This window comes from Synechococcus sp. 63AY4M2 (assembly GCF_002760475.1).
GTDB lineage: Bacteria > Cyanobacteriota > Cyanobacteriia > Thermostichales > Thermostichaceae > Thermostichus.
Genome location: NZ_AXUX01000001.1, coordinates 1517465 through 1532112 on the forward strand (window position 1 = coordinate 1517465; position 14648 = coordinate 1532112).

The 14648-nt window shown below is 61.4% G+C and carries 16 protein-coding genes; 8 read left to right on the forward strand and 8 right to left on the reverse strand.

Translation table 11 applies throughout. From position 1 onward, the window contains the following. Positions 1-18: 18 nt before the first annotated feature. The 5 genes from SYN63AY4M2_RS06715 to SYN63AY4M2_RS06735 all read right to left on the reverse strand — a co-directional run bounded on the left by SYN63AY4M2_RS06715 (position 19) and on the right by SYN63AY4M2_RS06735 (position 5329). The gene (locus tag SYN63AY4M2_RS06715) at positions 19-1209 is read right to left on the reverse strand and encodes a glycosyltransferase family 4 protein (RefSeq protein ID WP_011429021.1); all 1191 of its coding nucleotides are present in this window, start codon (positions 1207-1209) and stop codon (positions 19-21) included. A gap of 182 nt (positions 1210-1391) precedes the next feature. After that, the gene (locus SYN63AY4M2_RS06720) at positions 1392-2765 is read right to left on the reverse strand and encodes an MFS transporter (RefSeq protein WP_228375388.1); all 1374 of its coding nucleotides are present in this window, start codon (positions 2763-2765) and stop codon (positions 1392-1394) included. 376 nt (positions 2766-3141) lie between these two features. Next, the gene (locus SYN63AY4M2_RS06725) at positions 3142-3486 is read right to left on the reverse strand and encodes an MgPME-cyclase complex family protein (protein ID WP_011429018.1); all 345 of its coding nucleotides are present in this window, start codon (positions 3484-3486) and stop codon (positions 3142-3144) included. Between the two features lie 113 nt (positions 3487-3599). Next, a complete protein-coding gene (locus SYN63AY4M2_RS06730; protein ID WP_049749696.1) occupies positions 3600-4058 on the reverse strand; it encodes a hypothetical protein in 459 nt (152 codons plus the stop codon). A 152-nt stretch (positions 4059-4210) separates the two neighbouring features. Next, entirely contained in the window at positions 4211-5329 is a 1119-nt protein-coding gene (locus SYN63AY4M2_RS06735; protein ID WP_011429016.1) for a class I SAM-dependent methyltransferase, read from the reverse strand. A 238-nt stretch (positions 5330-5567) separates the two neighbouring features. Here SYN63AY4M2_RS06735 and SYN63AY4M2_RS06740 point away from each other — a divergent pair, with 238 nt between their 5' ends. The 6 genes from SYN63AY4M2_RS06740 (at position 5568) to SYN63AY4M2_RS06765 (ending at position 10464) form a co-directional block, all read left to right on the forward strand. After that, positions 5568-6224, forward strand: coding sequence for a response regulator (locus SYN63AY4M2_RS06740; protein WP_011429015.1), 657 nt, complete (start codon positions 5568-5570; stop codon positions 6222-6224). Next, a complete protein-coding gene (locus tag SYN63AY4M2_RS06745) occupies positions 6224-6916 on the forward strand; it encodes a queuosine precursor transporter (RefSeq protein WP_011429014.1) in 693 nt (230 codons plus the stop codon). The genes SYN63AY4M2_RS06740 and SYN63AY4M2_RS06745 overlap by 1 nt, the downstream gene beginning before the upstream one ends. A 187-nt stretch (positions 6917-7103) precedes the next feature. After that, positions 7104-8333, forward strand: coding sequence for an RNA-guided endonuclease TnpB family protein (locus tag SYN63AY4M2_RS06750; protein WP_099887284.1), 1230 nt, complete (start codon positions 7104-7106; stop codon positions 8331-8333). 118 nt (positions 8334-8451) lie between these two features. Next, complete coding sequence (gene psbZ / locus SYN63AY4M2_RS06755; RefSeq protein WP_011429012.1) at positions 8452-8637, forward strand: photosystem II reaction center protein PsbZ; 186 nt, start codon at positions 8452-8454, stop codon at positions 8635-8637. A gap of 238 nt (positions 8638-8875) precedes the next feature. Then, positions 8876-9430, forward strand: a complete 555-nt coding sequence (locus tag SYN63AY4M2_RS06760; protein WP_228375387.1) for a DUF2808 domain-containing protein — start codon at positions 8876-8878, stop codon at positions 9428-9430. Positions 9431-9633: 203 nt separating this feature from the next. Further along, positions 9634-10464: an undecaprenyl-diphosphate phosphatase gene (locus SYN63AY4M2_RS06765; protein ID WP_011429010.1), complete on the forward strand. Its 831-nt coding sequence runs from the start codon at positions 9634-9636 to the stop codon at positions 10462-10464. Here SYN63AY4M2_RS06765 and SYN63AY4M2_RS06770 read toward each other — a convergent pair. Next, complete coding sequence (locus SYN63AY4M2_RS06770; RefSeq protein WP_011429009.1) at positions 10461-12047, reverse strand: bifunctional ADP-dependent NAD(P)H-hydrate dehydratase/NAD(P)H-hydrate epimerase; 1587 nt, start codon at positions 12045-12047, stop codon at positions 10461-10463. The genes SYN63AY4M2_RS06765 and SYN63AY4M2_RS06770 overlap by 4 nt on opposite strands. Continuing rightward, a complete protein-coding gene (locus SYN63AY4M2_RS06775; RefSeq protein WP_011429008.1) occupies positions 12044-12454 on the reverse strand; it encodes a VOC family protein in 411 nt (136 codons plus the stop codon). Before SYN63AY4M2_RS06775 ends, SYN63AY4M2_RS06770 begins: the two co-directional genes overlap by 4 nt. A gap of 147 nt (positions 12455-12601) precedes the next feature. On the opposite strand from SYN63AY4M2_RS06775, the gene SYN63AY4M2_RS06780 reads away from it, so the two are divergent. Together SYN63AY4M2_RS06780 and rpe are read left to right on the forward strand one after the other, a co-directional pair. After that, positions 12602-12787 carry a hypothetical protein gene (locus SYN63AY4M2_RS06780; protein ID WP_011429007.1) on the forward strand — a complete coding sequence of 62 codons (186 nt, stop codon included), beginning with the start codon at positions 12602-12604 and terminating at the stop codon, positions 12785-12787. 159 nt (positions 12788-12946) lie between these two features. Continuing rightward, on the forward strand, positions 12947-13657 hold the full coding sequence (gene rpe, locus SYN63AY4M2_RS06785; protein ID WP_011429006.1) for a ribulose-phosphate 3-epimerase: 711 nt from the start codon (positions 12947-12949) through the stop codon (positions 13655-13657). Positions 13658-13814: 157 nt separating this feature from the next. On the opposite strand, the gene SYN63AY4M2_RS06790 is transcribed toward rpe, so the two are convergent. Continuing rightward, on the reverse strand, positions 13815-14480 hold the full coding sequence (locus SYN63AY4M2_RS06790) for a hypothetical protein (protein WP_240530508.1): 666 nt from the start codon (positions 14478-14480) through the stop codon (positions 13815-13817). Between the last annotated feature and the right edge of the window lie 168 nt (positions 14481-14648).

The window sequence follows — 14648 nt, forward strand, 5'->3', positions numbered from 1 at the left end:
CAATCCCAATAGTCTTCCTTACGCGCGGCGGCGCTGACGGGATCCCCGGCACAGCTCCTGGTAGAGCTGCTCCAACCGGCTGAGGTTGTGGCTGAGGGTGTAGCGCTCCAGCACCCGCTGGCGGGCTTTCATCCCCAGCAGTTGCGTAAATTCCCGTTGATCCCGCAGCAGGGGCAGCAGCGTTTGCAGCTCCACCGTCACCCGAGCCGGATCCAACAGGATCCCGGCTCCATCGGCCAAAACCTCGCCGTCGGCCCCGACGTCGGTGGCCACCGCCGCCACCCCACAGGCCATCGCCTCCAGCAACGACAAAGAGAGCCCCTCGATTAAAGAGGGCAGGATAAACACGTCGGATCCGCGCAGGATCTCGATGCGCTGCTGCTCGTCGGCAACGTAGCCCAGCCAGTGGATCCCGTGCTGGCGGGTGTAGAAGGGCTTGAGGGTATTGAGCAGCGGCCCATCCCCCACAATGAGCAGGCCGCACTTCTCGCCCATTTGAGCTTGCTTCCAGGCTTTGAGCAAGGCCTCCACATTTTTTTCCGGCGAGATCCGCCCTTGGTAAACGAAGATCCGCTCCAGCCCCAACCGTTGCTTAAGGGTGGAGGGCCCCGGCGAATACTTATCCACGTCGACGCCGTTGGGAATGACCACCACCTGCTCGCGGCTCACCCCTAGCCTGACCAAGATCTGCCGCTGTGTTTCCGAGAAGACGATGGTGCGGTCGTAGTGGGCCAAACAAGGAGCATAGAGCTGGTAGGCCAGGTATTGGGTGCGGGAGGCAATGTTGCGCCGCCGCCGGTCGAAGGCCGGGTGGAAGGTGGCCACCAGCGGCTGGTTGAGCTCCGCACAGATCTCCGGCAAGACAAAGTCGATGGGAGAAATCGTCAGCGAGGCATGCACCAGATCCGGCTGCAACTCCCGCAGCGCCTGGGTGAGCAGCCGCCTGGCGTTGGGAGCTGGGATCGTATAAATCTGCGACTTGTACAGACAGGGCAGGGAGACATCCCGCCCCGCCAGCTCAGCACGCCAACGGCTCCCCGGACGGGATCCCTCTACAGCAGGGGCCTCCAGGCTGGGGGAGGGGCTTTCGTTGGTGAAATGGAAAAAGCTCACCTGATGTCCCCGCTCCAAGAGGCCGTTGGTCACCTCACGGCCATAGGTGACGTTGCCACAGAAAGGTGCCTTCTTGCCTATCCAGGCGATGTGCATGGGCGGATCCCTACGGCGCCAGAACGCTGATCTACAAGGGGATGTGCGATTCCAAAGCCTCTATAAGGGTAGCAGACTCGCATCCCACCTCGGCCCGCTCCTCCCCTCTCAGGGGAGAAACCCAGACCGACAAGGCATTGACAGATACCCAGCCCTACGTCGCAGCTATCCAGCAGAAAAACTTATCTGTGCCCCTCTCTGCCCAGCAGACCCCAGAGGTACAGCCCCGCCGACCCGGTCAGGGCCGCCAGGCCGAGAAACGTCCAGGCAAGGCCGAAATAGGTTTCCGCCACCCCCGCCAAAACCAGCGGCAAACTGAGAGCAATGTTGACCGCATTGTTCTGCAGTCCAAAAACCTTGCCGCGCAGATGTTCGGGGGTCTCCTCCTGGAGCAGGGTTTGCATGGGCACCGCCACCAACGCCCCTCCACAGCCCAGCAGGGCAATCCAAGCCAAGCTGGGAAACAGCTTCCCCTCCGTCCAGGACAAGGCCGCCAAGGACAGACACAGCAACAGGGATCCCAGCCCACTCCAGGCGCGACGGCTCACCTGCCGGCCCGTATGCCCCACCCAAAAGGCCCCAATGGCCATGCCCAGGCCGGCAGCCGCCAGCAACACCCCAAACTGATCTGCCTCCAGCTCCGCCGTCACCTCGGCCATGCGCACCGCCAAGACCGCCAGCGCCGCAAACAGCGAGTAGAGCACCACCATTTGCAGCAGGGCCGCGCGGATCAAGGGCATTTGCCCGATGTATTCCAGGCCCAGCTTGAGATCTTCCCAGAGATGGGGAGCCTCCCAAGGTCTGGGCTCCAGCTTCTCGTGGGGTTGCAACAGCAGCAGCAGGGCTCCCGCCGACAGGTAGGCTCCCCCCACCAACAGCTCTGGCCCCACCTCCCAGCCGGGCAACCACGCACGCCCCCAACGATCCGCCAGCGTTAGCAGCGGCTCGCCGATGGCAAAGCCGGCGATCAGCGAAGCCATCATCGTCGTGGTGTAGAGGGAGTTGGCCGCTAACAGCTCCCGCCTGGGCAGGATCAGGGGCAGAGTGGCCTGTTCGGCAGGGGCAAAAAACTGGGTCAAAACAGACACGGCAAAGCTAATCAACAGCAGCCCGCCAAAGCCCAAAGGGATCCCTGGCCAAAAGTTGCGCCCCGCCGTCAGCCAGAGCAGCGGCGGCAACAGCAGCACCAGGATCCCGCGCACCACGTTGGAGAGCACCAGCACCCCCTTCTTGGGCCAGCGATCCACAAATACCCCCGCCAGGCTGCCCAACAACACCGCCGGCAGCGTAAAAGCCAGCATGATCGCCGCCACCCAGCCGCTGATGGAGGCCCCTTCCGGCTGAAACTGCCTCGAGATCAACCCAATCAGCAGCACCAACAACACCTTGTCGGCCAACTGGGAAAACACCTGCCCTATCCACAGCAGCAGGAAATTGCGTCGGCGCAGCACGGCCAGGAAATTTCTCAGGCCTGGCCCGGCCAGAGCAGCATCCTCCTGCTTCAGCTTCTCGGTTGGGCCGTCGTCTTTGGGATCCTCAGGGAGCGGCTCCGGCAAGGGATTCCCGGACGAACACGCCAGCGAGCCGGAGGGAGGACTTGCCGGCGGCTCAAGTGGGGGGGCCTCCGACTTTAGCACCTCAGTTGAAGGAAATGTGGGAGGAAGATCCCGAAGATGAGGAGTCCGCTGGCAGACCTCCGCCTCCCCTTCCGGCCAGTCCCCTCGTCGCTCCAAAGTCATAGTGCCCCGTGTAACCTTTCTCCCTCCCCCGCCTTGGCCCTGACAGGTGCTTTTCATGCCGGCTCGTGCCGCCACTGCTGCTGGACGGAGAGAGGTGCCCTGATCTTAATCTTGGCCCATCCCGCAATCAAACTTGCGCGCCCGTCTCGAGGAGGGGGCGACACCTCCCATCGGTCGCGCCGGCAGGATCTCATCAACCCTCTGCCAAGGACAGGGAGCGCAAGGGATCCGGGATCGACTCGCTGGGGGCCACGAAGCTGCCCTTTTCCACAAAAGTGAGGCGCACCGCCAGCCAACGGATGAAATCCTCATTGGTCGAGACCACTGCCCCCAGCGGCTCCTTTAACTTGTGGCGCAGGGGACGCAGCTCTGGAGCTTCCATGAAAGCCGGCTGGGGCACCCAAAAGAAATCGATGGAGCGATGGTGCTCCTCGTAGTGTCGGCGACGCTCCTCCAGCACTTCCTCCAGAGGTTCAGAGCGCAAAAAAGACAGACTGGCAACAATAAAGTGGTAGGTGGTGGGCTCAGCAGCAGGCATACTCTACGATTAACATGTGAGACTCGAACACCTAGAGGCGCGCTCCTGGCGAAAACACAACTTCTCCTGTCGGCTCTTCACCCAGAGTTGCCAACTTCAGCCTACTGGCAGGATTAGTTGGCAGACTTGAGTAAATGCGGGGCGGGATCGCGGGAGCTACACAGGGTCTGACAGTCTTCCAACTGCCGGGGGACGGGCAGCCGCGCCATCACCTCCTCAGGCGGCATAGACTGCTCTGAAGCCTGCCTGAGGGTGGGCAGAGCTTGAGCTGCCCATTCCTGCGCCCAGAGGGGTGTTGTTGAGGAGGGTTCCCCCTGCTCCAACAGCTCCTGACAGAGCGCGGTCGAGCGCTCCAAGTCGCCGCTGCCCTGATAGGCCATGACCAGGGCTACCCGCGCCAAAGCGCATTCCTCAGGGTTTATCCTGGAACCGTTGCGCTCCTTCTGGCGGGGCGAGCTCTCGTGAATCGAGCAGCAGTAGCAGAAAGACTCAAGGAGGTTGATCGCCTCTAAGTAGCGCTCCTGCTTGAGAGCAGTGATGCCGGCACGAAGGGATCCATACGGAGGGGACATGAGCCTAAGTATAGAAAAGATTCTGACGCCTTGCACTTAAGGGCGTTGATGACCTAGCTTTTTATCCGAGGTTTCGTGTCTGATACTACTATACAGCCTTTGGCCAGGCGACCGCGAATCTCCTTACCCTCTTAAGCTTTTGGCAAGGGCGCTCAACTCTTACGGGCCAAGATATAAGTGCTGACGTAGTGGGTTTCTCGGCGCAACACCTCACAGCCTGCCTGCTGCAGGCGCACCCCCAGGTCGTCGCGGATGTAGTCCCGGTAGTAGGGTTCGTGGAAGGTTTGCACAAAAGCTTCCATCGTCTCCTCCAGCTCGGGCGAGTCCAGCAGTTGCACCGAGTCGCAGATGACAATGGCGCCCCCCGGCTTCACCACCCGGCTCATCTCGTTGATGACATTTTGGCGGGCCGGGCCGGGCAGCTCGTGGAAGAGAAACACGCTGACAACCGCATCAAAGGTGGCGTCGGCGTAGGGCATGGCCTCGGCATTGGCGCGGATGAGCTGGGGCAGCTCCCCGGGCAACTCCTGCAACAGCCGGTTGGCCTTGCGCAGATAGGCAGGGGAAAGATCCAGGCCGTACAACGCCGCTTTGGGCAGGGATCCCCGCAGCAGGCGCAGCGTGCGCCCGGTGCCACAAGCTACGTCGAGGATGTGGGGGTCGGATAGAGCAGGATCGAGACCATCCTTGAGCAGGCGGATCACCCGTCGCCGCATCGCATCTGCCGCGCCACCAAACAGCAGTTCCACCTGCAGGTCGTAGAGCTCAGCCGAGCTGTCGCTCAGGTAACCGTTGGTTTGGTAATGAAAATTTTGCAGGTAGTATTTTGGATAGCCCTCGGTGGAGATGTCTGGAGAAAACTCTTGGTAGCGCCGGCTGTGTACCCGCTGAGTGATCTGCGGCAGATCCAGCCATACCTGCGGGTAGTAGCGGGCAAAGTCCAGCCAGGGGTTATCGAAAAGAAGGGCGTGAGGGTAGTAACCTGCCTCGGCGTCTTGCCAATCGACCTGTAGCAGCCGTTCGTAACGAGCCCGCAACTCTTGCAAAGTAGCTGGGCTGACCTTCACCCGCTCCCGCGGCGGTAGGGGCTTCCCAGAGGAAAAACTTTGCAGCTCCCTGAGCACAGAGAGCATCAGCTCCAAAGCCTGGGTGGAGAGAGCCTTGTGGGCAAAGCCAAAGAGATTTTTGCCCCACTGAAAAGCGCGGTAAGCAGCTTCTCCGACTGGAGATGGGATCGGCAGCGACAGCTCGGAGCTCAACTGTAAGCTCATAACCCTGCAAGGTGCGAATGCTTAATGTTTGTTTACGTTAGATTATAGCAAGGCAGCGATGCGAAACCGGCAAGTTCTGGGCCTTGGGAGAGCCGGCGAAATTGGAGCTGTAAACACTCCACTTCCCTGAGAGGGAGAGTACTCTATTGGTGTCCCAGGAAGGACGCCTCTGATGCTTCATGCGCTGGAGGAAGAGGCTGAGCAGGTCGAGTAGATTGGGAAAAGGGGGCGCCCGAGCATGACAGCCAAGACGGTGTTGGTCATTGACGATAGCATCATGATCCGCAAGATGGTGGCCAGCATCTTGGCTGACCAGTTTCAGGTGCTGGAGGCCAAAGACGGCCTAGCGGGCCTGGAGGCTGCCAAAAAACATCACCCCGACCTGATCTTGCTGGATTTTGTCATGCCCAAGATGGACGGCTATGACACATTGCAGGCCATCCGGCAGGAAGAGAGCCTGAAGAATACCCCTGTCATCATCATGTCGGGGATGAAAGAGCAGGTAACAGCCCGCGTCCCTGAGCCTTTTGTCGATTTCGATTTTATTGAAAAGCCGTTTGAGGCGGAGGCTCTTCTGGCTCGCATTCAAAAGGCCCTGCAAGTAGCCCCTGCGGCGGCAGCAGAGCCGGGATCGGAAACCAACACCCAGTTGCTCTTGAACAAGCTCACCGCCATCGAGACGCTGCTCATCCAAGGTACGGAAAACCTTATCCAGCGGGAAGTGGTGACGCGGCTTTCTGATCTCAACCAGCGCCTGGAGCGTCAGGAATCCCACAGCGCTAACCTGGAAGAGCAGATCCGTAAGCTCACCAGCGAGGTGGAACGGCACAGCCAGGGCTTGGCCTTGATCGTCAAGGAGCTAAAGCACATCCGCAAGCTGTTGGGGGGATCCTGATGTCTGAGAGGGTTTTTGAGCGCGCCTATCGGCACCTGGATGCGGTGACGGCCCTGTTTGTGGCTGTGCTGCTGATCTCCAACATCGCCTCCACCAAGATCGTGCTCTTGGGGCCGTTTACGTTCGATGGCGGCACCGTCCTTTTTCCCCTCAGCTACATTTTCGGCGACATCCTCACGGAGGTCTACGGCTATGCCCGCTCGCGGCGGGTGATCTGGCTGGGATTTATCTCGGCGGCCCTGATGTCGGCGACCTTGATGATCGTGGGATCCCTGCCGGCAGCCCCCGACTGGCCCTACCAGGAAGCCTACAAACAGATTCTCGGCCTTACCCCGCGCATTGTACTGGCCAGCCTAATTGCCTACTGGAGCGGCAGCTTTGCCAATGCCTATGTGCTGGCCCGCCTGAAGGTGTGGACGCGGGGACGCTGGCTGTGGACACGCACCATCAGCTCCACCCTGGTGGGCCAGGCGGTGGATACGGGCCTGTTTATTCTCATCGCCTTCTGGGGGGTGTTTCCCGGTCTGATGAGCCTCATTGTCTCCAACTACGTGTTCAAGTGTGCCGTTGAGGCGGTCTGTACGCCCCTGACCTATGTCATCACCGGCTGGCTGAAGCAGCAAGAACAGGAAGACTACTTTGACGTGGCAACCGACTTCAACCCTTTCCGAATGCAGTCCGTATCTGGGTAGTTCATTCGTCCATGGCTGCCCCGACGGATATGGCCAAAAGAGGGATCCCAGTTTTGGTATAGTCAGCTAGAAACCGCAGGAGCCCCGCCCTGTACCCCCCTATATCCCCCCGTATACGGGGGGACTGGGGGGCCGGGGGCCGTGCCGGTCAGGGTCGGGAGGAATGCGGACGACGTATAATCGTGACATGGCCCAAGTCCTGACTATCTCCTGCAAACTCAAGGTGTCTGTGTCGCAAGCCGCCAAGCTGGATGCGACCCTGGATGCCTTCGCAAAGGCACTGAACTGCGTGAATGAGAACACACCAGAGAAGATAGTCAACGCCGTCAAGCTCCAATCTCTCTGCTACCGCGAGATTCGTACCCGCTTCGGACTATCCAGCAACCTGGCACAACAGGTGTGCAGAAGGTTAGCCGGTGCCCGCAAGGTTGCCCAGCAGAAAAACCGTCCAGTCAAGGCGTTCAAGTCTGGCTTTGTTACCTACGATGCCCGCATCTTCTCGTTCCGTGAGAAGGACTGGACGGTGTCGCTGACCACCGTTGAGGGACGGGAACGCTTTGAACTGGATATAGGTCACTACCAGCGCGGCCTGCTAGCGGGTTCAAATCCCAAAGCAGCCACGTTGGTCAAGCGCCAAGGCGGCTCCTACTCCATCCAGATTGGCGTGGAGTCTGAGGTGCCGGAGCCGGAGCACGCCGTCAAGGCCATTGGTGTGGACTTGGGTAGGAGAGATATTGCCCACACCTCTGAGGGAGATAACTGGAATGGACAGCAGTTGAACCAGGTCAGAGACCACTACTCCCGTTTGAGAGGGGTTCTCCAACGCAAGGCCAGCAAGGGCACACGCAGTACACGACGTCGGTGTCAGCAACTGCTGCAACGGCTGTCTGGTCGGGAGAGACGCTTTCAAACTTGGGTGAACCACTGCATCTCCAAGTCGATTGTTGCTAGGGCACTGGCCACTCACCGTTTTATTGCCTTGGAAGACCTGACCGGGATCCGGGATCGGGTCAACCGGCAGCCGCGCAGCAAGACGGAGCGGCGGCGGGCAAACAGTTGGGCGTTCTACCAGTTGCGGCAGTTTGTGCACTACAAGGCGATGCGGGCAGGGGTGAAGGTTGTGGTGGTTTCGCCGGCCTACAGCTCGCAGACCTGCCACCAGTGCCTGTGGATTGGGCAACGGGAAGGGGATGCAGATTTGAACGGTGCCAACGTGATTGCACTTTTGGGGGTCGCTGTAAACCAGCCCCCCTACATCCCCCCGCATGCGGGGGGACAAGAGGGGGGTTCGTGGTTGGCTTGCCAGCTGCAGGGCTACCAAAAGCCCGCTCCGTACCCCCCTCAATCCCCCCGCCCCCCTGCCCCCCGTATACGGGGGGTTGGGGGGCTGGAAGGGGGGGCGGTCGGAGCCGGGTAGTTTACAGCGTTATCCTATCTACCCTGCCGCCGGTGCGCAGCGAGCCGGATCAGGTTGGGCAGCCCGGTGTTGTCGGGAGCTTTTATCCAAGACAAGACTTTTGTGAGGGATCCAGACCATGATGCTCATTTTCCAAATTGCTTTGTTGGTGTTGGTGCTTTACAGCTTGCTGTTGGTGGTGGCGGTGCCGGTGCTCTTCAGCTCGGCCAGCGACTGGAGCCGGGCCAAGAATGTGATTTTGGTGGGATCCCTGCTCTGGGTGCTGATGGTGATCGGGGTGGGGGTACTTAGTTTCTTTAAGTGATATCCTTCGACGCCCATCCCCCAGGCTCCTGGACGTTGCAGAGCATCAGGGTTGCGACTGCAAGGTTCTGGGGGCGGGGAAAACTGCGCATCTCCGCACCCGCGTGGGCCTTGAGCGCTCTCGGTAGAAGGGATCCCACCCCTTACAATGGATAGCAATTTAATTTAATCTCATGGCCTTGCTGCTCCCTAGGTCAGCGGCAAGTTGTGCCTATACTGATGTCTTTTGGGAGGTTTGGGTGTTGAGAGCAGTGAAGCGTTCGTGGAGCCTCCGCTTGGCCCGGCTGGGGACGAGGCTGATTTTGGCAGGCTTGTTGGTAGGGGTGCTGTCCCCTTCGGCAGCGGCGCAGTCGGGCCTGGTGATCACCGGCAGCGAAGGGGTACCTGTCCTCAGCTACCGGCTGGATTTTCGCGGCATTCGCGGTCGGTTGGATCGCTATCGCCTGACGATCCCGCCTCAGAACGTGGCGGTGGCAGAGGTGCAGATCAACGGGGATAGAAATTTCGATGCCGTCATCGACCCGGAGAACGTGCGCCTAGAGGTGGAGGGCAAGCCGGTGGAGCTGGCGGAAGTGTACTGGAACGAGGAGTTTCGCTCTTTGGAGGTGGTGGCCCGTCAGCCCATTGCCGCCGGCCAGGAGATCCGCTTGGTGCTCTCCAATGTGCGCAATCCTTCCGCTGCCGGCATCTACCGGGTAGAGGCGCGGGTACGGGGGACAGAGCCCAACCCCCTCTTCCGCAATGTGGGCAACTGGCTCATCACCATCGACGATCCGGAGCGGCTCACTTTCTAAGGGCAGCTCCCTTCGAGCGGGGGAGAGTTTTGAGAGTGGATCCCTGAACAGGGGGTTTCGGGCGTAGCCCTTTTCAGAGACAGGGCAAGGCTGGTGAGGTACTGCGGCATCTCTATCTCCCCTCTCCCTAAGGGAGAGGGGTTGGGGGTGAGGGAAACTCCCCTCCAGACAGTAGCCTGGCGTACTGGGAGAGGCTTTCTTTGGTGCTGGCCGATATCTGGTATCCCAACTGGTGGCAGGCCCTGGTCTTGGGCATGGTGCAAGGGATCACGGAATTTCTGCCCATCAGCAGCACGGCGCACCTGCGGGTGTTTCCAGCTTTGCTGGGCTGGCCGGATGCGGGGGCTTCCTTTGCGGCGGTGATCCAATTGGGCAGCCTGGGAGCGGTGTTGATCTACTTTGCTTCTGACCTGCGCCAGTTGCTCCTCGGCTCCTGGAAGGCTTGGCAGAAGCGAGATTTCCAGGAGGAGTCTTGGCGGCTGCTCATGGGGATCCTGGTGGGAACGCTGCCGATTGTCATAGCGGGCTGGGCCGTCAAGGCCATCTGGGGATCCCCGCCCCGGCAGTTGTGGGTGGTTGCCGCCGCCGCCATCGGCTTGGCCCTGGCTTTGGGCTGGGCAGAACGGGTGGGGAAGCGCCGGCGCGATCTGCACAGCCTGGGCATTGGGGATGGGCTCTGGGTGGGGCTGGCCCAGGCTTTGGCCCTGATCCCAGGGGTATCCCGCTCTGGTGTGACGCTGACGGCGGCTCTGTTGCTCGATTTGCAGCGCTCGGCTGCCGCCCGCTACTCCTTTTTGCTGGGGATCCCGGCCCTCTTTTTGGCCGGGGTGGCGGAGTTTATCGCCGAGTTCAGGGCAGAGGCGCTGCTGTCGCAGGGGCTGGGGACGCTCTCGGCCTTTGTCTTCTCCTACGGGTCCATCGACTGGCTAATTCGATTTTTGCAGCGCAGCAGCACCTGGGTGTTCATTGTCTATCGGATTGGTTTTGGCCTGTTCATTTTCCTGGGGCTGGCCCTGGGGTTTTTGCAACCTTAAGTGGGCTTTTGTTGCCGCAGAATCCGCAGCGCTTTCGGCAGGTGCTCCGCCAGGTGGGCCGGATCCACGCCCGTTAGACCCCGTTCCCCCGCCAAATGGATGGCTGCTTGAGCATGCCACCACACCCCCGCACAGGCGCAACTGAGCAGCTCCGCGATCCCCATCGACTGACCCAGTTGAGCCCTTCTGCGCGCCACCAGGCCGCCGATCAGGCCGGTCAGAACATCGCCGCTGCCGCCGCGGGCCAAAGCCGGTGTGCTTTCCGGGTTGACCCAGCATTCCCCCGTAGGAGAGGCGATGACCGTCCGCGCCCCCTTCAAGACCACTACTGCCCCGCTCTGGGCTGCTGCTCTCTGGGCTGCCTCCATGCGATCTGAAAGCGGGAGGTGCGGAAAAAGCCGGCGAAACTCCCCCAGGTGCGGGGTGAGGATGGCTTGGATCCTGTGTTCTGGCAAGCGCTCCACCCCTATTTCCGCCAAGGCGTTGAGGCCATCGGCGTCGATCACCCAAGGGATCCCGGCCCAATCCTGCAGCAGGATCTCCAGCAGCAGACGGCGGGTTTCTCCCACGCCCGGCCCCACCGCCACTGCCTGAAAGGGTTTCTCGGCCAGCAGGGAGGGGATCCCTTCCCAGGCGTGAACCAAGACTTCCGGCAAAGCGCTGTGGACGAGCCCTTTCAATTCTGCCGGCACCGCCAGGGTTACCATGCCCACGCCGCTGGCGCGGGATCCCAGCCCGGCCAACACCGCCGCCCCGGCATAGGTTGTCGATCCCGCCACCAGCAACAGGGATCCCTGGCGGTATTTGTGGGTATCCAAAGGCGGATCGGGGGGGAAATGGGGCCAGGGGTGCAGCAACACCTGGGGAACTTCCACCTCCGGCCAGGCCCAAGGGGGAATGCCGAAATCGAGGCGGCGCAGACGTCCCACCCAAGGCAGAGCCGCCTCCTGCCACAGGCCCCGCTTCCAGAGGCCCAGGGCATAGGTGTAGCTGGCGCGGATGCAGCAGCCCCAGATCTCGCCTGTCTGGTCGTTGAGGCCGGAGGGCAGGTCCAGGCTGAGGATGGGAATGCCGCTGCCGTTGGCCCACTCCACCGCCTCCGCCCAGGGATCCCCCAGGGGCCGGTTTAGGCCAATGCCAAAGAGGGCGTCGATGAGCAGGTCGCAGTCGGCCAACGCCTCCACCCGCTCCACAAACTCCGCCCCCAGGGCCCTGAGGTAGCGGGCGTGCTCGGCGGTCAGGGGTTTGAGATCTGGCTTGCCCAGCCACACCTTCACCGACCTTTGGGCCAGCCGCAGCTCTCGTCCGACCACCAAGCCGTCGCCGCCATTGTGCCCTGTCCCGCAGAGGATGCCGATGCGCTGGGCCTGGGGAAAATCCTGTTGCAACTGGGCAAAAGCGGCCAGCCCTACCTTTTCCATCAGGGCGGCCACGGGCATGCCGGCAGCGAAGATCTCCTCCTCAAGGCGCTGCATCTGCGCCGCGCTGACCAGGGCGGTGGCCGGGTCGAACTGGCAGCGGGGATCCCTATCGCCACGCCGCGCTGGTGTTACAGGCGGTATCGCTGGGGGGAGAGGGTTCATGGCTCAGTTGCGCCAATGGCGCTTAGCTCGATTACATTCCCATCCGGATCGCGGACAAACACAGCCGCCCGCCCGGAAGCGCTGGGCTGCACCTCATAGCCTGCCTGCAGCAGGCGGGCTTTCACCGCCTCCAGATCTTCCACTCCCAGCGCCACGTGGGGAAGGCGCCCCCACTTCGCCCTGCTGCCACGACTGGCTTGCTGCCCCTGGTCAAGCGGCTCCTCAGTGACGATCAAGTGAATCTGCGAAGACCCCACCTGGTACCAGGCGCCGGGAAAGTCAAAGGGAAACCGTTCTGCCTTGGGGATCCCGAGCACCGTGCCGTAGAAATGCTCGGCCCTGGCCAGATCGCTGACCCAAAGGGCGGTGTGCAGGTGCTGGTAGGCGGGCTTTGGGGAGGCGGTCATGACATTGCTCCGGGAAAGTGCTTGCATCTGTCGAGGGAAACCATATTTTCTCCAAGAGCCTGCTCCGCCTGTGCGCTAAGTTGGAGCTAGGGCAGCGGCGAGGAACGTACCTTTGTCCTATCTTGGTTCTTACCCAGGAGTTGGTCTATGGGATCCCGCACCAAGTTTTTCGGCACCGTCTTGGCCATGCTGGCTGTCAACAGCATCTATATGCAGTTGCAGCAGCTGGCCCTGCGGCTGGAAGAAGAGGTGAACCCGGCTCCCTCAGAGCAGGCTGCTCCAGAGCCTCAGAGCAACGCGCAGCCACCGGATCTCTGGGGACATCTGGCCTAAGTTTTCCGGGGATGGCGGTGGGTCGAGGCCAGTGCTGGCTCCACCTCTCCCCTGCAACCCTAGGCTCCGAGCCAAGAGGCAGTTTGCAAAGGGGATCAAACTCCGTACCATAGAGGAGCGAGCTCCCCTATTTTGCGGTTTACAACTTGGATACTCACCATGACTCAGCCGTCAGCAGCTTCTGGGCAAAAGCCGATCGTCGTCGCCCCCTCCATCCTTTCAGCCGATTTTAGCCGCTTGGGGGAAGAAGTGCGGGCGGTGGACGAGGCAGGGGCCGACTGGATCCACGTGGATGTGATGGATGGCCGCTTTGTGCCCAACATCACCATCGGCCCGCTGGTGGTAGAAGCCCTGCGCCCGGTTACGGCCAAGCCCCTGGACGTGCACCTGATGATCGTGGAGCCGGAGAAGTATGTGGCCGACTTTGCCAAGGCGGGGGCCGATATCATCTCCGTTCACGCCGAGTCCAGCTCCACCATTCACCTGCACCGCACCCTCGGACAAATCAAGGATCTGGGCAAGCAAGCAGGCGTGGTGCTCAACCCCGCCAGCCCCCTGGAGCTGATCCAGTACGTGCTGGATCTGGTGGATCTGGTGTTGATCATGAGTGTCAACCCTGGCTTTGGCGGGCAGAGCTTCATCCCGGCGGTGGTGCCCAAGATTCGCCAGTTGCGAGCCCTGTGCGACGAGCGCGGCTTGGATCCCTGGATTGAAGTAGATGGCGGCATCAAGGCCAGCAACGCCTGGCAGGTGATCGAGGCGGGGGCCAACGCCATCGTGGCTGGCTCAGCCGTGTTCAAGGCCAAGGACTACGGGGAAGCCATTCGTGCCATTCGCCACAGCCGCCGCCCCGAGCTGGTAACGGTTTGATTTGAGCTGATCTGGGAAAACCCTGCCCTTGGACTCCTCTCAGGCCAAGGCGCAAAAGAGAGGGGAGAAGGCCTGGCGCTCCTCACCCTCAGCCCATTGGGAAGGGCCACGGCTCAGCGGCAGGGATCCCTTCTGGTGGGAGGATGGGCTCGAAATTCTAGCGCAGAGCGTTGGTCTTCTTCTGGGCAGCCAAAGGCACGGTACCGTCCTCACCGGCGGCCTGGACTAGGCAATGGGGAGGTGTGGAAGGAGGCGTGATGGGCTGGGGCGAAGTGGGGCTGAAAAAGGTCTGGCAGAAGGGCAGGCGGCTGTTGCGCTGAATGGTGGCAAGGTAAGGGGGAGGGACAGTGCCCCAGTAGGCGCCCAGCACCTGCTGGTCCGGATCCTCCGGCAGCACCTGGTAGTACACCATCAGGCGATTATCGGGGAACCAGGCGCGAACAAGCCTTTGCAGTTGCCTTAAATTGAAGCCCGGCTCTTCTGGATTGTCAATTAGGTGCATCCCCGCCAGCCGCCCGCCCATGAAGTAGGCCTCTACATAAAACCCACGGGCATAGAGGGGGGGCTCTAAGGGATCCCGCGACGAAGGGGCATCCGGCAGGTAAAGGGCCTCACCGCCCGGGCGCAGTTGCCAGCGGCTCCAGCGGGGATCCTCCCGGTCGCTGGAAATCGTCTCCCAATTGTTGGCGCGGGCGTAGCTCAAGAAGCGCTCCTCCACCATGCCCAAATAGAGCATTTCCATCTGCAGGGGCAGCCGGGCACTTGTTTGCAATAGGGGCAAAGTTCGCACTTCTCCCTGCTTGAGCACCAAAACTTCTGCCAAGGCAGGGCGCGGTTCCCACGCCAGCAACGCCGCCAGGATTCCTGCTCCGAGGGCTCTGCCAAGGCCGGCCAGACCTAGCCGTGCCGAGGCCCGCAGCAACAGGAAAAGCAGTTTGACAAGGGGCAGTTTAAACCGAGGCCGTGCCCCGCCCCACATGGCAACGGAAGC

Excerpts from the sequence above, each read along its gene's own strand:
- SYN63AY4M2_RS06715 (WP_011429021.1), bottom strand. The coding sequence starts at position 1,209 with ATGCACATCGCCTGGATAGGCAAGAAGGCACCTTTCTGTGGCAACGTC.
- SYN63AY4M2_RS06725 (WP_011429018.1), bottom strand. The coding sequence starts at position 3,486 with ATGCCTGCTGCTGAGCCCACCACCTACCACTTTATTGTTGCCAGTCTG.
- SYN63AY4M2_RS06730 (WP_049749696.1), bottom strand. The coding sequence starts at position 4,058 with ATGTCCCCTCCGTATGGATCCCTTCGTGCCGGCATCACTGCTCTCAAG.
- SYN63AY4M2_RS06735 (WP_011429016.1), bottom strand. The coding sequence starts at position 5,329 with ATGAGCTTACAGTTGAGCTCCGAGCTGTCGCTGCCGATCCCATCTCCA.
- SYN63AY4M2_RS06740 (WP_011429015.1), top strand. The coding sequence starts at position 5,568 with ATGACAGCCAAGACGGTGTTGGTCATTGACGATAGCATCATGATCCGC.
- SYN63AY4M2_RS06745 (WP_011429014.1), top strand. The coding sequence starts at position 6,224 with ATGTCTGAGAGGGTTTTTGAGCGCGCCTATCGGCACCTGGATGCGGTG.
- SYN63AY4M2_RS06750 (WP_099887284.1), top strand. The coding sequence starts at position 7,104 with ATGGCCCAAGTCCTGACTATCTCCTGCAAACTCAAGGTGTCTGTGTCG.
- psbZ (WP_011429012.1), top strand. The coding sequence starts at position 8,452 with ATGATGCTCATTTTCCAAATTGCTTTGTTGGTGTTGGTGCTTTACAGC.
- SYN63AY4M2_RS06770 (WP_011429009.1), bottom strand. The coding sequence starts at position 12,047 with ATGAACCCTCTCCCCCCAGCGATACCGCCTGTAACACCAGCGCGGCGT.
- SYN63AY4M2_RS06775 (WP_011429008.1), bottom strand. The coding sequence starts at position 12,454 with ATGACCGCCTCCCCAAAGCCCGCCTACCAGCACCTGCACACCGCCCTT.
- SYN63AY4M2_RS06780 (WP_011429007.1), top strand. The coding sequence starts at position 12,602 with ATGGGATCCCGCACCAAGTTTTTCGGCACCGTCTTGGCCATGCTGGCT.
- rpe (WP_011429006.1), top strand. The coding sequence starts at position 12,947 with ATGACTCAGCCGTCAGCAGCTTCTGGGCAAAAGCCGATCGTCGTCGCC.